The following is a 22327-nucleotide window of genomic DNA, read 5'->3' on the forward strand; positions in this document are numbered from 1 at the left end:
CGATCCTAGCAGGACGTAGTCCGCCCTAGCAGCGAAGCGATCCTAGCAGGACGTAGTCCGCCCTAGCAGCGAAGCGACGCTAGTCTTTTTTGCTTAGCGCAACAATAACAACGGGATGTGGCTTTTACTGATCATCCGTGTCGTGTTACTACCAACAAAAAACTCACGAATACGTGAATGACCATAAGCACCCATTACCATTAAATCAATTTGGTGTGCTAGCTGGTAAGCCTCTAGAGCCGTTTGCACCTCGCCCTGACAAACCGCAGTTGTTACCTCAAAACCAGCCTCGGTAAGAGAGTCTGCAACTGAAGTCAATTCGGTCAGCGCTTGAGACTGATTGTCAGACACCATCACTAAATGGCATGCGAGCCCTTTAAGTAGTGGGCTGCTTATCACTCGTTCAAGCACGGTTTTCGAAGTAGCACTGCCGTCATAAGCAATCATAAAACGGCTTGGCATTGTAAAATCAGCCATCACCACTAAAATCGGCTGTTTAAGCGTGCGTATAACACTTTCTAAATGACTGCCAATCGCTTGCGCTTGATCTTGATGTTGCTCACCTTGACGACCAATAACCACCAGTCTGGCATCAGCTTCCTGCTCAAGTAGCGTTTCAACTAAATCGCCATGGCGCTGCAGTGTTTGCACAGTCACAGAAGGTTGCGCCGCCACAATGCTCGTTTGCGCATCTTGTAGCATATATTTACCTTGTTCGAGCGCGAGTTTGCTCATGCGCCCTTCAAGTTCAACCATTTCAGCAAGCAGATGCTCTCGGCTTCCAAGGCCAATATTTCCCGACAGATTTAACTCTGTAGGATAGGCAGACTTATCCAATACATGTAGTAAAGTCACTGGGGCATTCAACTGCATAGCCGCCCACCCACTAGCATCAGATACCGCGCGTGTTGCTTTTGAACCGTCGATACAGGCAATCACATTTGTCATCATTATTATCCTTTTATGGTGTGGCTATGGGCTTAGTGACCTGACATCATTTTTTCAACGTCTTCGGGTTTATCATGCACACCAAATTTATCCACAATGGTAGCGCTGGCTTCGTTAAGACCAATTAACTCAACTTCAGTGCCCTCGCGGCGGAATTTAATCACCACTTTATCGAGCGCCGATACCGCAGTAATATCCCAAAAATGTGCCAAAGATAAATCAATAGTCACCTTATCAACCACTTCTCTGAAATCAAATGAGTTGCTGAACTTATCTGCTGAGGCAAAAAAGACTTGGCCAATAATTTGATAATGACGGCCAGTGTCTGCTGAAGTGTCGGTGTTTTTAACCACCATAAAACGGCCCACTTTATTGGCAAAAAATAACGAGGCAAGTAACACACCTACAAATACCCCAATCGCTAAATTATGGGTAGCGACAACCACAACAACTGTGGCAACCATCACAAGATTGGTCGATAAAGGATGATGTTTAAGATTACGAATAGAATCCCAAGAGAAGGTTCCAATAGACACCATGATCATCACGGCAACGAGTGCAGCCATAGGGATCATTTTTAACCAATCACCTAAAAACACGATCAAGATTAGCAAAAACAAACCGGCAGAGAATGTCGACAAACGCCCACGCCCGCCTGATTTAACGTTGATAATTGATTGACCAATCATGGCACAACCTGCCATGCCGCCCAATAAACCAGCACCGATATTCGCAATACCTTGGCCTTTACATTCGCGGTTTTTATCGCTTGGCGTATCGGTTAAATCATCAACAATGGTTGCTGTCATCATCGATTCCAATAAACCCACAACAGCAAGACCAGCAGAGTAAGGGAAGATAATCATTAACGTTTCAAGGGTTAATGGCACTTCTGGCCAAAGGAAGATTGGTAACGTATCAGGAAGTTGTCCCATATCGCCTACGGTACGGATATCTAATCCCATGTAAACCGCAAAAATGGTTAAGCCGACAATACAGATCAAAGGTGACGGCAACGATTTACCAATAACTGGGATGAGTGGGAATAAGTAAATAATACCCAGTCCAGCGGCGGTCATAGCGTATACATGCCATGTCACATCAGTGAGCTCTGGCAACTGCGCCATAAAGATCAAAATGGCGAGTGCGTTCACAAAGCCGGTCACCACCGAACGCGAGACAAAACGCATCAAACTACCAAGCTTTAAGTAACCTGCTGCAATTTGAAATATGCCGGTCAATAACGTTGCTGCTAATAAATACTCAAGACCATGCTCTTTAACTAAGGTCACCATCAATAGCGCCATAGCACCAGTGGCCGCAGAGATCATTCCAGGACGTCCACCCGTAAACGCGATAACCACAGCGATACAGAATGAAGCGTACAAACCCACTTTTGGATCAACCCCAGCAATAATAGAAAAGGCAATCGCCTCAGGAATTAACGCTAGCGCGACGACTATACCTGCTAACAGATCTCCACGGATGTTGGAAAACCATTCTTTTTTCATGTTTTGTATCATGTATTTTACTCTGTTTTAATGTTAGCCAATATGCCAATAACATATGTTAACGCCTGAAATATCAGCGTGCGTCAGCGGTGAAATTAACTCATTAATGCGACAAAATGATATTGGATAGTGATATACAACAAAAACTACCAACATGGCAGCAATTACGGACGGATCTTAACGATCCAAATAGGGAGGAAAAACTAATGCGGCTTAATATTCATTATGGAAAAACGACCTCGGCAATATGTGTAAATTAGGCTTAAAATTTATTAAACGCGCAGTGCATAAAAATGCAGCGGCAAGTATAAAGGGTTGCATAAGTAAAATCAAAGCGTTTAAACAGTAACGCCGCGGACACGTTTACTGGTTTAGAGCCTTGTCAGAGCAGTTAAAGTGGATACAACACTCAGCTATCCCCTTTTAATGCTCACACTCTAATCCCTATACAAACACCCCAGTAAACTTGCCATTTTGCACAATTATCGGTAGTTTTACTGCATTGAACGACGTAAAAATAATAACAAAGGATTACGGATGGGAAACATACTTTGGGTGGCCTCTTACCCTAAATCGGGTAACACTTGGGTACGCGCATTTTTAGAAAACTATATTCAAAATCAAGATCAACCGATTGATATTAATACCATGCACACCATTTCGACGGCAGAGTCGGCCGCGCATCGTTACCTGCATTATTTACCAAAAGACAAAGCTGCCACCACCGAGCTGACGTTAGAAGAGGTGAGTGTATTGCGGCCACAGGTTCAGGCTGATATTGCGCATCAAGCTAATGGCACCACATTTGTAAAAACCCACAACTACCTAGGCGAATACAACGGTCATCCACTGCATAATTCCTCAGTCACATCTGGGGCAATTTATGTGGTTCGTAACCCGCTAGATGTGGCAATCTCAATGGCCAATTACTTTGGTTACAGCATCGATGAAGCCATAGCTTATATGGCAGAAGAAATGACTGGCACGCCAAATGAAGCACCGCATGTGCCACAAATTATTACCTCTTGGTCTATGCATGTGTCTAGCTGGACTGCCGATGATGCCTCAAAGCTGATTTTACGCTATGAGGATATGCTAGATGATCCTAAAAAGATCTTCCGTAAAGTAGAATCCTTTTTAGGTTTGAAAAAAGATCCTGTCCGCCTGAAAAATGCCATTAAGCACTCCTCTTTTGCTCAATTGAAAGCCCAAGAAACTAAACTCGGCTTTGTTGAAAAACATGAAAATGCTAATGCCTTCTTTAGAAATGGTGGCAAGCATCAGTGGAAAACCAAACTGACACCAGAACAAGTACAAAAAATTGTTGATACCCATTACGAACAAATGAAGCGATTTAAGTATTTACCAGCAGGTATGTAATGCCAAGTAAAAGGCATTAAATCCTGACTCAGATTACTCATAAAAAAACGTCCTATCGCATTAGCCATAGGACGTTTTTATTGGATATCACTTTCAGTTTGTAAGCATATTAGCTGCGTTTACGGTAAGCCATAACCAGCAACACAATACCCGCGAATAGAAACGGTAAACTTAACCACTGGCCGGCACTGAGCATTGACTCATGATATGCCGCCTGGCTGACTTTCACGCTTTCAATCGCGATACGCGCAGTAAAGACCAATACCAAAAACAAACCAAAGATAGCGCCGTGTTTTTGCTTCATATTGGTGTATTTATAAATGGCGAATAAGCCGATAAATATTAATAAATAGGCAAACGATTCATACAACTGCGCAGGATGGCGCGGCAACATATCAATACGTTTAAAAATAATGCCCCATGGCTGATTAGTGGGTTCGCCCAAAATTTCTGAATTAGCAAAGTTCGCCATACGCACAAAAAAGCCAAATATGGCTGTCGCAATAGCTAAACGATCGAGTAAAAACAAAAACGGTAACTTCACTTTACGTTGGTAAAAATACAGACCCAATATCGCTCCTAACCCGCCGCCATGGCTAGCAAGGCCGCCTTCCCAAATCGCAAATATCTTCAGCGGATGAGCAAAGTAATACCCAGGGTCATAAAAAATACAATGAGCTAAACGAGCCCCAACAATAATGCCAATAACGCAATACACTAATAGGTTATCAAGAGACTCAACATCTAAGCCTTCTTTTTTGTAAAAGTGCTTCATCACCTGAAAACCAGTGGCTATAGCCAACGCAAAAAGCGCGCCGTACCAATGTACGGTTAATCCCATAAACGAGACTAATATAGGATCAAAATCCCAAACGATGTGTTCCAAGTTACCTACTCCAGATTGATATGGTGTTTTGTCGCGTTATGCTAAAACAACTTTACGACAGATGATACATAGATACTTAAGCGAAGAGAAAGTTTCATTAACTAATCAACATTGAAGCGCTAAATAAGGTAACATTTAGCGTTATTTACTGCTGATAAACTGCATTGTTAGAGTTAACCAAATGATGGCCGATAAAACCGAATACCATATTGATATTACCGAGCACAGTACTGACGCTATTGAGCTTTTGGCGCAAGCCAGTAGCCTGAGCAAGCAAGTATTGAAAGATGCTATGCAAAAAGGTGCTATCTGGCACAGCCATGGTAAACAAACTAATCGTATTCGCCGTGCAAAAAAGCCTTTGCAACCTGGTGACAAACTGCATCTCTATTACAATCAATACATTTTAGACGAACAAGTCACACCGGCAGAGTTATTGTTTGATGAAGGCGACTACAGCATTTGGTACAAGCCCTATGGTATGCGTTGCCAGGGCTCAAAGTGGAGCGATCACACCACCATTAATCGCTACGCTGAATTAAATATGCAGCCGCAGCGCAATGCCTTTATTATTCATCGTCTAGATCGTGCTGCTACCGGTTTATTAGTATTGGGACACAGTAAAAAAGCCGCTGCCGCTATTGCTAAGCTGTTTGAAACTCGCGAATTGGAAAAGTACTATCAAGTGATTGTTGAAGGTGAGTTTCCGAGCAATCCCGTTACCATTAATACTCCAGTCGATAATAAGCCAGCACTATCCCACGCCACCTTACTGACCTACAACTCAGAACTGAATCAATCCAAAGTACAGGTGAAAATAGACACCGGCCGTAAACATCAAATTAGGATTCATATGGCTAGCTTAGGCCACCCGGTTGTAGGCGATCGTTTGCATGGCAATGGCAACGAGCACTCGCCCGACCTTGCACTGACATCGTGTTTTTTCCGTTTTGTTTGCCCATTAAGCAACACGCTAAAAACCTTTGAACTGCCAGAGCATTACCGACCAGCATTTATCACCAATTAAGCTATTAGGCAATCAAGCAATTATTGTGCTTATTGTGCTTATTGTGCTTACACATAACACACAATATTGTTCATCAACATCAATGGAATAACATACTATGCGTCATATCATCGCGTTACTTTGTCTTACTCTTAGCCCTATGGGCATCGCCGCCAGTTTACAACTGCCAAACAGAGCCGAAACGGTATTAGTTAATGGTAAAGCCTCACAACAGCAATCTAGTGTAAAACTGGACTTAAGCATGCCCGATAACATGCAACAAATCGCTTTTCGCTATCAAGCCCGTTACCGAGATAATGGCAGCCAAAATAATTTTATTTCTGATGTTGTTATTTTGCGTTTTCAGGCCAGCGAGCAAAACTATCAACTCACATTGCCGACCATTAACTCTGCCTCACGCGCAAATCAATTTAATGATCAACCCACTATAACGTTAACCGACAATACGGGTAAAAGCATTGTATTTACTCAAGATAAACTGATGAAATCAGGCTTACAAATTGGCCGTGATTTTGCTCAAGAAATCGCGCAATATAATGGGTCTGGTGCCATAGCTGCAATTGCATCAGCTAAACGTATCACCTCAAAAACAACTACTGTTGCACCAGTAGTACCAATAGCAATTATGCCAGTCGCAATTGTACCAGTCGCAAAAATGACTGAGGTTACAGCAAGTAACAATACCGCCGACACTCAGGTTAATAAAACTGAAGATATCACCCAAGCAGAAATCAGTAGAATGCTCGATTATTGGTATCAAAAAGCCAATCCTAATACCCAAGCAGAGTTTAAAGCCAAAATAAATTGATCATGATGGGTATTATCGAACGAAAGTAAAACCTAGAGTTTGAACTTGAATAGCTCGACACTCATTCTTTTGAGACTAATGATTTCGAGGCTCACTCTTTTGAGACGAACTCGTTCAAGAGCAAATGTTTTACGATTAAATGTTTGAGATGAATTGTTTGAGATGAATTGTTTACGGCAAATGTTTACGGCGATCTCTTTATAGCTAACCTTTTATAGCAAACTCTTTGTAGAAAATTATTGGCTGTGAAATGCTTATTTCTAAATGTTGGCTGCGAAATGCTTGCTGCGTATTGCTTGCTGACAATGGTCATTAAGCTAACAATCTCATCGGCCAGTTAACGGCAAATAGACGTTAGCGTTGGGCACAAATATCAGCAAAGGTGGCTTTCAATAACCGTTGTAAATCAGTAGGGCTTAGCGAGATATCTACGCCTCTTTTGCCGGCGCTAATGTAGATACGTTGATGCTGCTGTGCAGAAATATCGATGACTGTCGGCAAAGGTTTTTTTTGCCCTAATGGGCTCACTCCACCCAGTACATAACCGCTAGAACGCTCAACGACTAACGCCTCTGCCATGCGGGCTTTTTTTGCACCTGCGGCTTTCGCGATTAACTTCATACTCAACATAGATGACACTGGCACAACCCCAACCACCAGCGCTTGATTATCTAAACTCACCACCAAGGTTTTAAACACTTGTTCCGTTGGCACGCCCAGTTTTTGCGCTGCTTCTAAACCATAAGATTCACTATTAGTATCATGGTGGTATTCATGTACTTCAAAATCTATTTTATGCTTTTTTGCTATCTCAATTGCTGGGGTCATATACGCTCATTTATGGATTAGCCACCAAGACTCTACTCGGTTGATAAAAATGCAGATATCGCAGACAAACATAACTGACAACCACGGTAGCGACAAGCAATTCAAACTCAGCTAATGCATTAATTTGCTGTACATATTCCGCAGCCATGCCAACACTTTCCATCCAAACAGACATCTTAAATAATGCCGTTGCCCCAATCACCATCGGAAACGTAAACGCGGCATAACCAGGACTAAAAGGTAAACGCATCAGTTTGAAAAAACACAAATAGATAATTGCAGTCATTAACACTCCAATACCAAATAATAATCCAACAATGACCGGCGATGGTTGTTCAATTACGGTTAAATAACCCGCCAAAGATAAACTGGCTGGCGCCGCTAAAATCGCTAAGGTTGGTTTGGCTGCATCAGGGATTTGTTCTGTAAATATAAGACGATAAATCATCATCGGTAACATTATGGCATAACTTAACATGCCAAAAATCAGCGCGGCATGAGCAACCCACGCGAGATGAATATTGCCTGAAAACGACACATCTGCCACCACAATACCAATAGGAGGAATAAACCAACTCGGCACCATATGATGCAGAGAAAATTGCTTACTGCGATGATAAATAAACCCGACCAAAAAACCGATGTGTAGCAAAACGGCAAATGACCATAATAAATCACCTGCGAGTGCCGAGGCATAACCCAGCGAATTCGACACCACCATTAACGCCATTGCAAAAGTAGGTACCACGCTACCAACGACTGGATGAGCGAGATCTTGACGTAATAAATGTGAATGTAATAAAAATTTAGCACTTAAAATCAGTAATAATACACTTGCGATTACAGCCCCTGCCCACTGACTATAATGATGGAAATCAACTAGGAGTTCCCAACTCCAACCTAAACTTGCAATACCCAACGCTAATCCAGCCATAGGGGTTGGAACAGTCGTTAGTGTTTGTTTTACTGCTCGAATCATTACAACCTCAAAACAACCCATCAGAGAATAAGCTTATATTACGCTTGCACTTTGTTTATATATATCCAATTATATGAAACATACGTTCAGAAAATATGAACGAAATATCGATCATAACAATAACGATGAAGATAAAACCGTTCACATTAACTTTATAACCATCAAACTAATGCTATTTCAAACTCACTCTATATCAAACTAAGCGGCGCTATGCACATTTCATTAAAGCAGCTCAACGTGTTTACCAGTGTTACCCAACATAAAACCTTAACAGCTGCAGCCGAGGCGCTGTATTTGTCTAAAGCCGCGGTGAGCATGGCACTGGCTGAACTCGAAAAACAACTGGGTCACCCGCTATTTGATCGGGTCAATAATCGCTTGGTGCTTAATCAAGAAGGACACAAGCTATTACCACTGGCCGACGAGCTGCTTAGTAGAGCAAATAATATCAGTCAATTGTTTGATGCAGACCACGCTTTTACGGGTCAATTGAAAATAGGTGCCAGTGACACCTTAGGTAATCATGTTGTACCCGGGTTATTGAGCCATTTTCGTCAGCAACATCAACATTTTTCACAAAGCGTGGTGATTTCCAATTCACGTCTAATCTGCCAAAAACTACTGGATTACGAGTTAGACATTGGCTTGATTGAGGGTAAAAGTCATCACCCAGAACTCATCGCCAGTCAGTTTAGCCATGATGAAATGTGTATTATCGCTGCGCCTCATTTACCCATAAGTCTGCAGGCACAATGGACGTTTAATGATTTAGAACAAAGTGAGTGGATATTACGTGAAGCAGGTTCTGGCTCGAGAGAGTTTTTTTTGCGTACTATTGCGCCGCAAATAGAGGCGTGGCATGAAGTGTTTGAACTGAATACCACTGAAGCATTAATTAACAGTGTCGCCGCCGGACTTGGCTTAGGATGTTTATCTGCTTTGGCGGCACAATATGCGATTAATGATGGCCGTGTAACTCAGCTCGACTCCCCAATTAAGGGGAATCATATTAATATGCAGCGACCGTTTTGGTTGGTGGTTCACAAAGATAAATATCACAGCCCGCTGTTGAAAAGCTTTATTGAGTTTTGTCATCAATGGGATAATTCATAAAGCGATTCTTGGTTGAGTATGGCCTTCGGCCACTAACGTCGTGACGCTTCACCATACCTATTTTTCAAACTTCGTTTGAGTTAAGATCGCAAGGTTCCACCCTGCACAGGCTAATACATTATGGCCTGCGGCCACCAACGTCGTGGCGCTTCACCCACACCAGACCAAGAGGAAATCAACGGCTATTCCCTCTTGGAACTCCCAGCCGCCCCGCAACATTTTCGCTATTTACAAAACAAGAGCTGCGAAAAGTCGCCATGGGGATTGATCCAGCTTTTAACTTCATCTGTAACCATCTTCGGCCTTATTCGAAAATGCTAACGCTTCCGATGGTACATCCTGTACCGCGAAAGCTAGCCTGACGTCCTGTCAGGCTCACGCTATTTTCTTCAACGGCCTCAAGCTCAGAGTTGAATTTAGACATTTTCAATCAAGACTTCTAAGTAATTTATGGACAGAAATGAGCTAGAGCTAAACCTCCATGATAATATTAGGTTGCGTTTAAGTATAAAATTTAAGCACTTAAAATATGTTGTCACGGTTGAATTAACTGAGCCAATTTAGGTGCTAGATGAATATCGATACGGGTGTCTTTACTCTTTTTTAAGGTTTAGATAAAAGCATATCTGCCTCATTTGTCTATAAATAAACTGGTGTAACCTGATTACTTAGAGTAATACTAGATGATTTAGGCCTTTGGAATAAACTAAAGAGACCTATTGTGAGATCTACATCAAATGACTGATTTAATGTGATATATGCAAAGTGCAAAACCAATACGCATTATTCAAAATTAGAAAGTAATCGCTAGTTTTTGCTTAGCGATTTGAAGATATTTTATTAGCTAAATACAAGGACACCCCAATGGGACCAGACGGACTAGGAAACACAATGGCTATAATAATTACTATTTTAATAGTCTCCATACTTATTATTTTAGCGTGGCTATCAAATCGGAAACGCAAGAAAATTGAGGTTAAGCTTGAAAAAATTACATCAAAACTAAATGCTGCATTGAAACAAGTAGAAGAGCTTAATGAGAAATACAGTCCCATCATTGATATGGAGTTGCACCTACAGCAAATACTTAATGAAACAAACGAAATATCTGAATCCAATATCTCTCAATCAAAAGATGTTTTAAAAAAGGCAGAGGCAAAAGCCAGAGAACTTTCCATTTCAAGTCATTCAAAAGCAGAAAAGCTAATCACCGACGCCGAGCTAGAGTCCGTCAACATCAAAGGAGAATCCAAAGAACTAAATGCTAAAGCAAATCAAAAGCTAAAAGATATTAACGAAAAAGTCGTTACCCTGACAAACGAAGCGCATGAAGAAGCAAATCGAATTATTGAGTTAGCAAAAGTTCAGGCGCAAGAAGTAGCTGGTGATGCATATGATGCCAAGTTAAAAGCAGACTCATACGAAGCTGCAATTCGTGCGATGAAAAATACAATTGAAGGATACAAGGACGATTATATTATCCCCAACCATTCAGTATTAGATGACTTGGCGGAAGAGTTCAGTTTTAAAGATGCGGGAGAACAGTTAAAGCAAGCCCGTAAGCGTGTAAAAGACATGGTTAAGCAAGGGTATGCCGGTGAATGCGACTATGTAGAAATACACAGAAAAACTTACGCAATTCACTTCGCTGTGGATGCATTCAATGGGAAAGTTGACTCAGCATTAGCAAAAGTTAAGCATGATAACTTCGGTAAAATCAAACAAGAAATCATCGATGCCTTTGCATTGGTAAACTACAACGGGGCACCTTTCAGGAACGCTAGAATTAATCAGAGCTTCCTAGATGCTCGACAAGAAGAACTCAAATGGGCAGTTTCTACACATGAATTACGCCAAATTGAATTAGCAGAACAGCGCGAGATAAAGCAACAGATACGTGAAGAAGAAAAAGCCCGAAAAGAGATAGAGAAGGCAATTAAAGAGGCTGAGAAAGAAGAACGCTTGATCCAAAAAGCCCTAGAAAATGCTAGGGCCGAGTTAGCCAATGCCAATGAAGAGCAACGCATGGAGTTTGAAGCTCAGTTAGCTGAATTAGAAGGCAAGCTAAAAGAAGCAGAAGAAAGAGGACAACGAGCACTCTCCATGGCACAACAGACACGACGTGGGCATGTTTACGTAATAAGTAACGTCGGTAGTTTTGGTGAGAATGTATTTAAAATTGGTATGACTAGACGATTAGAGCCCTTGGATCGAGTAAAAGAACTTGGTGATGCCTCTGTACCATTTTCTTTCGATGTTCATGCGATGATATACAGTGAAGATGCACCAATACTAGAGAAAGAACTACATAGACGCTTTAATCGCGAGTCTATAAATAAAGTGAATCCGAGAAAAGAATTTTTCCGAACATCACTAGCTGAAATTAAACAAATGGTAGTTAACCAAGGCATTACTGATGTTCATTGGACAATGAAAGCAGAAGCAGCTGAATATAGAGAGTCACTTGCTATTGAAGCAGCACAACAAGAAGAAAATGTAGCTTAATGAATAAACAGGCCGCAGCTAATCAAAATAAATTCTAAATTAATGCATTACTAAAATGTTGGTAGCTACCAAAAACCTTTCTTGTAAAACAACCCGTGTAGATGCGGCTGCGAGCTTCGATTTCAGGGATGAAATCGCAAAGCCGACAGGGAAGTGATAGATAATCATGAAGGAGTAATCTTTAAACACACAACCCAACAATAACTCAACCTGAGACTTATATGTGATAAGTCTTCATTTGAAGCCAACAAACTTTGGGGCAAAAATGTGTTAGCGATGATCGTGCAGGCATACGCTTGAACAGAATTCCGCTTCGAGACGTTGAACATTCGCAAACCATGAAATAACTTAGCTCTTCATGTAATTAATCTAAAATCAGTAATCATTTAAAGGCCAAACCACACCTTTCTCAAATGATAGCATGTCCGTATCTAAACAAGGCACATCTAGCTCGTATGGAATCGCTCCCAAATACCCATTGGAGAACCTCCTAACCATATAGCCACTCAGATCTTTCTCGTAATAAGTAGGTATACACTGGGGCCATACACCACATAACAGCATTAAGTTTAACGACAAGTAGTGCCTGTCATAATTTGCACTTTCATATGAAATGGAAAGAGAAAGAGCGTTACCGTACTTGACCTGAATTTGTACTAGTTGACCATTCATCTTCAAACGAAAGTTCCCAAGTAAAAATATCAGACAGAAAACAAAATCACGGAAGCGTAGTTCGTTTCTAGACTCGATCTCATGCTCAATCCCACCCTGCGCAAAGATGGCACATAAACTAGCTTTCACTTCATCAAGAACGCCAATCCCGCTACTTCTTTGCTTCGGTAGCTCAGCTCCATCAAAAGTTTCAAGCGTATTATCATCAAAAAAATCAATGGTCTCTTGGAATGCTCTGATCACTAGACCACGGTTTTTTTCATCTGGATGTGCTAAAAAATCACCAAGCTCACGGAAGATACTTCCTACAGGTGTGTAATCTCTAGCTAATACGATAAACATAGCAGCATCATCTTGATCAAAAGACCTACTGATGAATTTTTCATAAAAGCGCTCAATATGATGATGTGTGTATTTATTCATTTCAGCCACTAGTCTAACAGATGTTTTTACAGTCTATATTGATACTCTATATGGATTAGATAAACTAGGTCAACTAAGGATTGGTAAAGCGAGATGACTATCGTTCCAAACTCGTTTTGGGGCAAAAACGAGTTGGTTTTTGACTTAAAAATATCTAAATTCAACTCTGAACTTGAGGCCGTTGAAGAAAATGGCGTGAGCCCAGACATGGATGTCTGGCTAGCTTTGGAGGGGAAGGGACGCCCCATCTGAAGCGTTAGCATTTTCAAATAAGGCCGAAGAACACTCAGACGAAGTTAAAAGCTGGATCAGACCACGTCGCGAAATTATCGCTTTTCAGATAATTTTGATGTGGCGGCTGGGTGATCCAAGAGGGAATAGCCGTTGGTTTCCTTTTGGTCTGGTGTGGGCGAAGCGCCACGACGTTAGTGGCCGCAGGCCATATCTTAAATACACTTTTATCCAAAAACGTTTTAAAACAGACTCAAATTACATAACCTGTAACTGATAACCCAGTATGATTTTTGAATAAAATGCGCTCAAATATTACCGAGTAACGGCTATGGCCTAATACAAATTCAACCATTGTTTGCCTAATCGATATAACCACCTATGCACCGGATAAAGCATAAAAAAAACAGGCCATTTTGGCCTGTTTCGATTAATCACCCACCAAATATCACTTAGTAAGCAACGCTAATACGTTGATTAATATGCTTAGCATTTTCGGCTTCATCAAGCATGGCTTTGGCATAATCCACTACTGATACTCGGCTTTGGCCTAGTGCATCGGTAAAAAATTCGTTGCTGCCTATACGGTATGGGCCTTCTGACTCACCAGGGAAAATAATCGCTGCGGGGCTAACGTAAGTCCACTCGATAGCAGAATCTGTATCACGGAACACAGCTAGTGCTTCACCTTGGGCGATGGCTTCAGCTTTATAATCTGCAGGAAACTCTGGTGTTGACACTAACGTCACGCCTGGTGCGACTTCTAAGCTACCTGCACCGCCAACCCATAACAAACGCGGCGTGCCAGCTTTAGGCAAGTGTTGCAATAATTGCTTAGCGGTTTGAGAAACTACTTGATGGTTTTGTGCGGTGCGGCCACCGATTGACGCTATAACAACATCAACATCGGCAAATGCGCTAGCGATGGCATCGCTTGTCATCGTGGTTAAATCAAGCGTACGTACGGCCACATCTTGAGTGACTTTGCTGGCGTCGCGCACTACGGCAACCACTTCATGGCCTCGGCTTATCGCTTGTTGCATGATAGTGCCACCAATCCAACCTGTTGCGCCTAATACTGCTAATTTCATTTTGTGTCTCGCTCTATTAATTATCAATGGAGCTAGTTTAGTGGGTAATCTTTTAGAGATAAATATCGATAATTGCGCTTAATTGTTTCATTTAAAGATACAAAGTAAGATGTAAAATCATTACGTAATTGTGTCCTTAAAAGCAATCTAAACCGCAGGCTAGTGCGTATCTAATGGCTCATTCATCATGAGATTTTGGCGCCATGCCCGACACAATCAAACAAGCTATTAATATTGTCTGGTTTAAACGCGACTTGCGCTTGTCTGATCATCAACCGCTCGTCGATGCGTTTAACCACAATTTACCCTGCTTGTTCATTTACACCTTTGAGCCATTTATGCTGGCTGACTCGCATTATAATGAACGCCATTGGCGCTTTGTGTGGCAGTCGCTGCAAGATATGAATCAACAACTGCTCCGATTTAACGGACAGGTGTATATGTTCAGTATGCCGATGATTGACTTACTAGATGAGATATCCCAAACATTCGAAATTAAAAATATTTATAGTCATCAAGAGATAGGTTTACACAACAGCTTTGAACGCGATAAAACGGTTGCTCGCTGGTGTAATCAACAGCAAGTTAATTGGCAGCAGTCGCCTACTGGAGCTGTAGTTCGTGGCCGAAAAAATCGTCAGGCATGGGATCAACACTGGCAACAAGTAATGAACAGCCCTATTGCCATCCCCAACTGGCAACAATGTCAGTTACAAAAACTCGATAACTATCAAGAGCCGACTCTTGATCATGCCATCATTACACACCATGGTCAGTTTCAGATAGGTGGCCCCAAAGCAGCCAGAACAATACTGAGCAGTTTTTTAACCCATCGGGGTAAAGACTATCAACGCAGCATTTCAAGCCCGAGCTTAAGTCGGACTCATTGTTCACGCTTATCGCCTTATTTAGCATGGGGAAACATCAGTCTAAAGCAGGTATATCAAGCGACATTAACACGTTATAACGAGGTGCAAACCAGCAATAAAGCGTGGAGAAAACCGTTATTGGCGATGATGTCTCGTTTACATTGGCATTGCCATTTTATGCAAAAATTTGAAAGCCAATGCAGCATGGAATTTACCCCGGTTAACCCTGGGTATGTTGATTATCCCTACCGTACCGACGACAAAGTGCAGCAAGATATTCAACGCTGGGCTGACGGCCAAACGGGGATCCCTATTATCGATGCCTGTATGCGTTGTTTAAAAAAAACCGGCTATATCAACTTTAGAATGCGCGCCATGCTAGTCAGCTTTGTGACTCACCATCTCAATATTGCCTGGCAGCATGCCAGCTTACCGCTAGCCAATTATTTTCTCGATTTCGAACCCGGGATCCATTATCCGCAACTGCAAATGCAAGCCTCGGTCACAGGTATTAACACCATAAGGTTATATAACCCCGTAAAGCAGTCACAGGACCAAGACCCACGCGGTGAGTTTATTCGATTGTGGTGCCCAGAGCTCACCAATTTACCCAATGAGTATATTCATCAACCTTGGCAACAACCGCCTATGGAAGCGATTTTTAACGACATTATCTTAGGTCGTGACTATCCAGAGCCAATGATTGATTTAACTCAAGCATCACAAACTGCCCGCGATCGTTTATGGTCGTATCGCGAACAACCTCAAGTTAAACAGCATATTGTTGCGGTATTAACCCGTCATGTACGCCCAAAGCCCAAACAGAAGAAGGCTCGCCATGACACATAAAAAACCACATTTAGCCCATAAAATCTGTTTGGTATGCCAACGCCCTTTTGCATGGCGTAAAAAATGGGCCAAAGATTGGGACAACGTTAAATATTGTTCTGAACGCTGTCGCCGACATAAATCTGAATAAAGGTAATCACCATGACGACGCTTTACACCCATGTTTCACCAACATTATTGCCGCAAACCAGCACATTGAGACTCATTTTGGGCGATCAACTTAATGCGTCACACTCCTGGTTTAAACAAGTCGATCCTAATGTGGTGTATTTGATTGCCGAGTTGGGACAAGAAGCAAACTACGTCACTCATCATGTGCAAAAGGTCTGCGCCTTTTTTGCCTCTATGGCGCAATTTGCACAGGCCTTAGCCAAGAGTGGTCATCAAGTGATGTACCTAACATTAGATGACACCCAGCACTATGCAGATCTCCCTGCATTACTTGAAAATATCACCACAACCCAGCAACTGACGATATTTGAATATCAACAGCCTGATGAATATCGCTTAGCGCAACAATTGAGTGAACTCGCACTGCCAAAGGTGAGTAAAAACAGCTATGACACAGAACATTTCTTACTGCCATTTGCCGATATTCAGCGCGAATTCACACCGAATAAACATGTGAAAATGGAGTTTTTTTATCGACGCATGCGCAAACGCTTTAATGTATTAATGCAAGAGGGTGAACCATTAGGTGGCCAGTGGAATTTTGACCAGCAAAACCGTGCGAGCTTTAAAAAGAATGACCTTGCTGATGTTCCTGCGCCCTTGGTATTTGCTAACGATGTCAGTGATATTTTAGCCCGCCTTAAGCGCCATAACATTAACACCATAGGTAAGGCAGAAAGCCAATTATTATGGCCAGTAAATCGACGCCAATCGCGTGAGTTACTCGACTTTTTTTGCCAGCATTTATTGATCCGCTTTGGTCATTTCCAAGATGCGATGACCGAAAATAGCCGTGCGGATTGGAGCTTATATCATTCAAGGCTATCGTTTGCGCTTAACGCTAAAATTATTTCCCCCAGTGAAGTGATTAATAAAGTCATCGCGCATTGGCAAGCGCATCAACATGATATTTCACTGGCTCAAGTTGAAGGTTTTGTTAGGCAAATACTTGGCTGGCGTGAATATGTCCGCGGTATTTATTGGTGCAATATGCCCAACTACGCCACTAAAAATGCCTTACAAGCACAGCGACCGCTGCCAGGGTATTTTTGGACCGCCAACACCAAGATGAATTGCATGCACCACGCCATAAAACAGTCGCTCGATTATGCCTATGCCCACCATATTCAAAGATTGATGGTGACTGGCTGCTTTAGTTTACTCGCGGGTATCAATCCAGATGAAGTCGACCACTGGTATTTAGGCATTTACATTGATGCCATCGAATGGGTCGAAATGCCCAATACGCGCGGGATGACTCAATTTGCTGACGGCGGAATTGTGGCCACAAAACCTTATGCCGCCAGCGGTAACTATTTGAACAAAATGAGCGACTATTGCAAAAGCTGCCATTACAATGTCAAACTCAAGACAGAACATAACGCCTGCCCATTCAACAGTTTATATTGGCATTTCATTCAGCGCCATCAAGACCAATTTAAACGTAACCCTCGCATGGCAATGGTATATAAAAACTGGCAAAAAATGGATGTGCACACGCAACAGGCCATTATTAACAAAGCCGATAGCCTATTGGAAAATATAGAAAACTTATAACCTTTAGCTGTCGCGACAGGATGATTTTATGGACAAAATATCTGCTATACGCAGCTTTGTTGAAGTGGCCAGTTGTGGCAGCTTTACCCAAGCGGCCGAGCAACTTGGGTTAAGCCGTTTACAAGTGTCGCGCCATATCAAAGAAGTTGAACAATGGTTAGCGTTGCGATTATTACATCGCACTACTCGCCGAGTTAGCCTCACCCTACAGGGCGAAGAAGCGCTTAATTACTGCCAACGGATTTTAAGTGAAGTGACGGCGATGGAAAGTCGCGCCAACAGCCATAATAATGAACTGGTTGGCAGTATCCGTATCGCCTCGCCTATTGGCCTTGGGCAACACAAACTGTATGACGTAGTTGAGGCTTTTTGCCAGCAACATCCTCAAGTTAATATTCAGCTGTTACTGTCGGATAATGTCTCGCAATTGGTGAATGACAGAGTCGATATTGCGCTGCGTTATACCCACCAGCCTGATGAAAGCTTAATCGTCAGACGCTTAATGCATATCGACAATGTGGTTTGCGCATCCCCTGACTATCTCGCCAAACATTTGACCATATTGTCAGCTAATGACTTATTACAACACAACTGTTTACGCCACTCGAGCCAACCACGTTGGGAGATAATCGATGAGACCCGAACCTGTTTACTTGATGTGAGCGGTAATTTACAGGCCAATGACATGGGTGTATTAATCAATGCGGCATTACGCGGCAATGGTATTGTGTGCTTGCCGACCGATTTAGCTAATCACTATCTTGAACAAGGTGAATTGCTTGAAGTGCTGCCCAACACCACTGCGCCGGGTAAAACGTTGTGGGCGGTTTATTTGTCGCGCAGCTACCAGCAAACCGTCGTCAGAGCCTTTATCGACTTTACCGCTAATGCTTGGCAGCAAGACATTAAAAAATGGCAAGCAAGCTAAATTGAATGATTATGTGATTGAATGACTAATCGCCACTATTTAGCACTTTCAATTTAGTACTCTCTGTTTAATACTCTCGATTCAGTACTTTCTATTTAAGAAGCATTACTCTATAAGCCCTAATGGATAAGTCCTACTGAATAAGCTCTAATGAATAAGCTCTAACGAATAGGCCCTAATGAATAGGCCCTAACGAATAATATCCAGTAATAATTGTTGTAATTGTTGTGGTTGATCAAGGCTGGCATCGTGACCACAGTCGTCTATTTTGTGTAATTGTGTTTGATAAAATACCGCTAACTGTTCGCTACATTTTGGATGGGCAAGTTTGTCTTGATTAGCGACAATCACGCTAACCGGTATGTCATTCAATACTGGACAGTGAAAACGGGCTGAGGCGTACAATTGGCGTAGCCCATTAATAAATGATGTATGGCATTGCAATCTCAGTATGCTCCAGGCATTAATCACGTCAATACTCTGGCCAAAATGCCTGCTGGTAAAATCTAATACCGTTGCCTCTAGCCAATGACTTTTGTCTGTATCAATACTGTTCGACAAGCTGGCGCGTAAAGCCCGAGTGAACACAGCCCCCAATGACCTCATTAACTCCAAGCATTGGAATCGTTTATACCAAGGTGACAAGTTGGCCGCACTGCTGTTAATTAACACCACATGCTCAACTCGCGAGCGACACTGCACCGACATCGTTAAGGCCAACATTCCTCCCATAGACAACCCAACCAATACTAACTTAACTTGGCTTGGTAGCATGCCCTGTTTTAGTAATGCGGCATCGATTTGTTGCCACACTGCATCACAATAATCCTGCATTTCACCAGGGCTAGACTGATTAACTAACAGGCCATTACCCGGTAAATCGACGCTAATAACATTCACCGCTTGTTGAGCTAAACGCTGATCAAAACCATACCAATGGCGGCTATCGCGCATTAATCCTCTAAGCAAAACCAAGGTGGTCATCGTTTATCCTCACTTAGCCTCATTTATCCTCACTTATCCTCACTTAACCTTTTTTAGTCCAGAAGCGATTCGCTTGTTGAGTCAACTGCGTCAGCTGTTTAGGCTTTATTTGTTCAATAATTTGTGCATAAGCTGCATCGATAATGAACTGCATTAATACCACGTGACGCCTTAAAATACGTTGATGTCGATGTGTTTTCTGCGGATTAAAATAGCCGGGGAAATTAAATAGTTGACGTGGGTTTTTACGCACCCAGGCCCACGAGCCCATTTCTAACGTTAATGGAATAAACGGTTTTTCGCTGATATTACTCGCCACTAAGTAATCCCAAATATCGCCATGAGTGCGATAAAAATGACTTTGTGGCGCTAACCGATAATGGCCGTGGTGAGGGTAACCCTTTTCGAATAATTGCATTAAATGATAAATATAACCTATGCCGGAAAACGGTTGCCGAGTATGCGCATGAGGAAACCACAGATGGTCTAGCAAACCAAAACCAGAATGAGCATCTAAGGCAATAACACTGCTACTTTGTTGCTGTAATTGTTGCACATAGTTTACTAATGCTTGGGTTTCTAGCTCCATGCCATTTTGACCACGGTACCAAGGCAAGCGCGGCGAGAGTCGCTGACCACCAACAAGAAAGGTCACGTCTTCGTCTGAATCAATCGGTGCATTACGCATTAAATCAACATTGTTGCCATTGCCTCGGCTGCCTCGCAAAAAGCCAACCGGATTCACTACAGGTACAAAGGCTAAACGCACGTGTTTGAGTAATTGCTGTAAATGAGTATCCCAAGGTAGTCGATTGAGTAAGCTGTCTAAAAAGGCCAACACCACTTGTGCACCAATACGCTCCACACCATGCACCCCACCAACAAATAACACCGTAGGGCAAGGTTGCTGTTGTTGCCCAAGCTCAATGGCGGTTACCGATAATTTTTCACCACGATAATATAAATTCGCCAGGGACTTATGCCTAAATTGATGCTGATGCTGGGCAATTAAGCGCTTTAAGGTGTCGATCTCGAAAGAATGCTCAAAAGAAAACTTAGCCATTAGCCACTTTTTACGGTCACAAAAATGATCTTAATAAGGTAACCAGTAATTAAGACAAGTTCATGACAACAGAGTGAAAACACTTAGTTCACACACTGCTTAACAATGTTTACATAAAGTAAACAAATCAATGTAGATCATATATTTAGAAATCAATTATTGGCTTTGGTGACTCCTCTCACATTAGCCCTTAAGCAGAACTTTTATCATTATTGATAGAAAATAAAACACTGTAGGCATCCTCTATGAGTACAATTGAATCAATCACTTTAATGCTAGCCTTGGTATATAGCACCAGCTTACTGTATTGGGGTGGCAAAAAATGGGGCGCATTGGTCAGCGGGGCATTATTGCTCGGCGCGACTCTTGCTAGCTTTTTCTGGCCACTTTTACTTATATTGTTGGGCGCGGTATTAGTTGTTACCGCAATAGGGCAATATCAACCTGCGTTTGCCAATGCAGAAGGCAGACCCAATGCTGTACGTGAGATTTGCCAACATTTCTTTGCCCTTTCGATGTTATTGGTTGGCGTGCAATATGCCATCAATGCAGGATTATTGTATGCCGGAGAAACCCCCTGGTTAATGAGACCGGATGTCGGTGATGCATTTTTACCTATTGCGGGCGGCATAGAGCTCAAAGCTATTTTAACTCTCGGACTGTGGGATCAAAACCACCCTGCTGCGGTAGTGATGTTATGTGTCGTATTGATCACTGGTGTAGTGTGTAAACGAGCATTTTGTGGTTGGGCTTGTCCGTTAGGATTAGCCGGTGAGTATCTTTATAAACTGAGAAAACGTGTTATTCACGCAGAGTTATTACCGCCTGCGTGGGTAGACTGGCCACTCAGAATGGTTAAATACCTATTATTAGCGGCACTGCTTTATTTGGTTATTTCTATGCCATCTGCAAGCATTCCACACTACCTATCAGGTAATTACCACAAAGTGGCTGACTTAAAAATGGCAGTATTTTTTATGATGCCGTCAATGGTTGCCTTAATCGGTTTTGGAATGATCTTTGCCTTAGCAGCATGGCGTCGCCAAGGTTTTTGCCGTTACATTTGCCCTTATGGCGCATTGCTAGGTATTGTAAGTTTTCTAAGTCCGTTTAAAATTCGCCGTAATACTCAGCATTGTTTAATTGAAACTAAAGGCATGAGTTGTGATAAGTGCACCCGTGCTTGTCCTGCCAATATATCGGTGCATACTCAAAAAAATATCCACTCAGACGAATGCCAAGCTTGCATGCGTTGTGTGTCTGCTTGCCCTAAAAAACAGGCGTTGCAATTTAGCACTCGTAATGGCATTCCGCTTTCTGCCAGAGGGTTACTCATTGTGTTACTGACTATTATGTTTATGTTACCGCTGTTTGCTTACGTAAGTGGCTACTGGCACAGTCAAACACCTAACGATATAAAAATAGAACTGATTCAGAAACTGGACCGTATCGGTCATTAATTTACGGTTACAAATAGGCAACAAAAAGGGCTGCACAATGCAGC

19 protein-coding genes are annotated in these 22327 nt (G+C 42.3%); 10 read left to right on the top strand and 9 right to left on the bottom strand.

All coding sequences use genetic code 11. From position 1 onward, the window contains the following. Nucleotides 1-93 precede the first annotated feature (93 nt). Together AAEY99_RS12940 and AAEY99_RS12945 are read right to left on the bottom strand one after the other, a co-directional pair. A complete protein-coding gene (locus AAEY99_RS12940) occupies nucleotides 94-951 on the bottom strand; it encodes a universal stress protein (RefSeq protein ID WP_242445098.1) in 858 nt (285 codons plus the stop codon). A 29-nt stretch (nucleotides 952-980) separates the two neighbouring features. Then, a complete protein-coding gene (locus tag AAEY99_RS12945) occupies nucleotides 981-2471 on the bottom strand; it encodes a SulP family inorganic anion transporter (RefSeq protein WP_101085950.1) in 1491 nt (496 codons plus the stop codon). Between the two features lie 525 nt (nucleotides 2472-2996). On the opposite strand from AAEY99_RS12945, the gene AAEY99_RS12950 reads away from it, so the two are divergent. Further along, on the top strand, nucleotides 2997-3839 hold the full coding sequence (locus AAEY99_RS12950; RefSeq protein ID WP_351010730.1) for a sulfotransferase domain-containing protein: 843 nt from the start codon (nucleotides 2997-2999) through the stop codon (nucleotides 3837-3839). Between the two features lie 109 nt (nucleotides 3840-3948). Here the strand turns inward: AAEY99_RS12950 and lgt are convergent, their stop codons facing one another. After that, the gene (gene lgt / locus AAEY99_RS12955; RefSeq protein ID WP_101085954.1) at nucleotides 3949-4725 is read right to left on the bottom strand and encodes a prolipoprotein diacylglyceryl transferase; all 777 of its coding nucleotides are present in this window, start codon (nucleotides 4723-4725) and stop codon (nucleotides 3949-3951) included. 181 nt (nucleotides 4726-4906) lie between these two features. On the opposite strand from lgt, the gene AAEY99_RS12960 reads away from it, so the two are divergent. Both AAEY99_RS12960 and AAEY99_RS12965 read left to right on the top strand, forming a co-directional pair. Next, nucleotides 4907-5752, top strand: coding sequence for a pseudouridine synthase family protein (locus AAEY99_RS12960; RefSeq protein WP_351010731.1), 846 nt, complete (start codon nucleotides 4907-4909; stop codon nucleotides 5750-5752). A gap of 97 nt (nucleotides 5753-5849) precedes the next feature. After that, complete coding sequence (locus AAEY99_RS12965; RefSeq protein WP_351010733.1) at nucleotides 5850-6560, top strand: DUF2057 domain-containing protein; 711 nt, start codon at nucleotides 5850-5852, stop codon at nucleotides 6558-6560. 354 nt (nucleotides 6561-6914) lie between these two features. Here AAEY99_RS12965 and ybaK read toward each other — a convergent pair whose 3' ends face one another. Both ybaK and AAEY99_RS12975 read right to left on the bottom strand, forming a co-directional pair. Then, entirely contained in the window at nucleotides 6915-7388 is a 474-nt protein-coding gene (gene ybaK / locus AAEY99_RS12970; protein ID WP_192115632.1) for a Cys-tRNA(Pro) deacylase, read from the bottom strand. 10 nt (nucleotides 7389-7398) lie between these two features. After that, nucleotides 7399-8367: a TDT family transporter gene (locus AAEY99_RS12975; protein ID WP_192115629.1), complete on the bottom strand. Its 969-nt coding sequence runs from the start codon at nucleotides 8365-8367 to the stop codon at nucleotides 7399-7401. A 210-nt stretch (nucleotides 8368-8577) separates the two neighbouring features. Between AAEY99_RS12975 and AAEY99_RS12980 the strand changes: the two genes are divergently transcribed. After that, entirely contained in the window at nucleotides 8578-9480 is a 903-nt protein-coding gene (locus AAEY99_RS12980; protein ID WP_351010736.1) for a LysR substrate-binding domain-containing protein, read from the top strand. Nucleotides 9481-10344: 864 nt separating this feature from the next. Continuing rightward, complete coding sequence (locus tag AAEY99_RS12985) at nucleotides 10345-11985, top strand: SNIPE associated domain-containing protein (RefSeq protein ID WP_351010737.1); 1641 nt, start codon at nucleotides 10345-10347, stop codon at nucleotides 11983-11985. Nucleotides 11986-12360: 375 nt separating this feature from the next. Here the strand turns inward: AAEY99_RS12985 and AAEY99_RS12990 are convergent, their stop codons facing one another. Together AAEY99_RS12990 and AAEY99_RS12995 are read right to left on the bottom strand one after the other, a co-directional pair. Then, complete coding sequence (locus AAEY99_RS12990; protein ID WP_351010738.1) at nucleotides 12361-13080, bottom strand: hypothetical protein; 720 nt, start codon at nucleotides 13078-13080, stop codon at nucleotides 12361-12363. A 683-nt stretch (nucleotides 13081-13763) separates the two neighbouring features. After that, nucleotides 13764-14402, bottom strand: coding sequence for an NAD(P)-dependent oxidoreductase (locus AAEY99_RS12995; RefSeq protein WP_351010739.1), 639 nt, complete (start codon nucleotides 14400-14402; stop codon nucleotides 13764-13766). 203 nt (nucleotides 14403-14605) lie between these two features. Between AAEY99_RS12995 and AAEY99_RS13000 the strand changes: the two genes are divergently transcribed. Genes AAEY99_RS13000 through AAEY99_RS13015 form a run of 4 tightly spaced genes read left to right on the top strand, consistent with a single transcriptional unit; the run spans nucleotide 14606 to nucleotide 18776 of the window. After that, nucleotides 14606-16120 (top strand): cryptochrome/deoxyribodipyrimidine photo-lyase family protein, encoded by a 1515-nt coding sequence (locus AAEY99_RS13000; RefSeq protein ID WP_351010741.1) that lies wholly within the window; start codon nucleotides 14606-14608, stop codon nucleotides 16118-16120. After that, nucleotides 16110-16250, top strand: a complete 141-nt coding sequence (locus AAEY99_RS13005) for a DUF2256 domain-containing protein (RefSeq protein WP_011636257.1) — start codon at nucleotides 16110-16112, stop codon at nucleotides 16248-16250. The genes AAEY99_RS13000 and AAEY99_RS13005 overlap by 11 nt, the downstream gene beginning before the upstream one ends. Before the next feature lie 11 nt (nucleotides 16251-16261). Next, nucleotides 16262-17848 carry a cryptochrome/photolyase family protein gene (locus AAEY99_RS13010; protein ID WP_351010743.1) on the top strand — a complete coding sequence of 529 codons (1587 nt, stop codon included), beginning with the start codon at nucleotides 16262-16264 and terminating at the stop codon, nucleotides 17846-17848. A 28-nt stretch (nucleotides 17849-17876) separates the two neighbouring features. Then, nucleotides 17877-18776 carry a LysR family transcriptional regulator gene (locus tag AAEY99_RS13015; protein WP_351010745.1) on the top strand — a complete coding sequence of 300 codons (900 nt, stop codon included), beginning with the start codon at nucleotides 17877-17879 and terminating at the stop codon, nucleotides 18774-18776. A 189-nt stretch (nucleotides 18777-18965) separates the two neighbouring features. Here AAEY99_RS13015 and AAEY99_RS13020 read toward each other — a convergent pair whose 3' ends face one another. Continuing rightward, nucleotides 18966-19760 carry an alpha/beta fold hydrolase gene (locus tag AAEY99_RS13020; RefSeq protein ID WP_351010746.1) on the bottom strand — a complete coding sequence of 265 codons (795 nt, stop codon included), beginning with the start codon at nucleotides 19758-19760 and terminating at the stop codon, nucleotides 18966-18968. Between the two features lie 43 nt (nucleotides 19761-19803). Continuing rightward, complete coding sequence (locus AAEY99_RS13025; protein ID WP_351010748.1) at nucleotides 19804-20823, bottom strand: DUF2817 domain-containing protein; 1020 nt, start codon at nucleotides 20821-20823, stop codon at nucleotides 19804-19806. Nucleotides 20824-21068: 245 nt separating this feature from the next. Here AAEY99_RS13025 and AAEY99_RS13030 point away from each other — a divergent pair, with 245 nt between their 5' ends. Continuing rightward, entirely contained in the window at nucleotides 21069-22283 is a 1215-nt protein-coding gene (locus AAEY99_RS13030; protein WP_101085971.1) for a 4Fe-4S binding protein, read from the top strand. Nucleotides 22284-22327 lie beyond the last annotated feature (44 nt).

It is taken from the genome of Shewanella sp. S1-58-MNA-CIBAN-0166 (genome assembly GCF_040310085.1).
GTDB lineage: Bacteria > Pseudomonadota > Gammaproteobacteria > Enterobacterales > Shewanellaceae > Shewanella.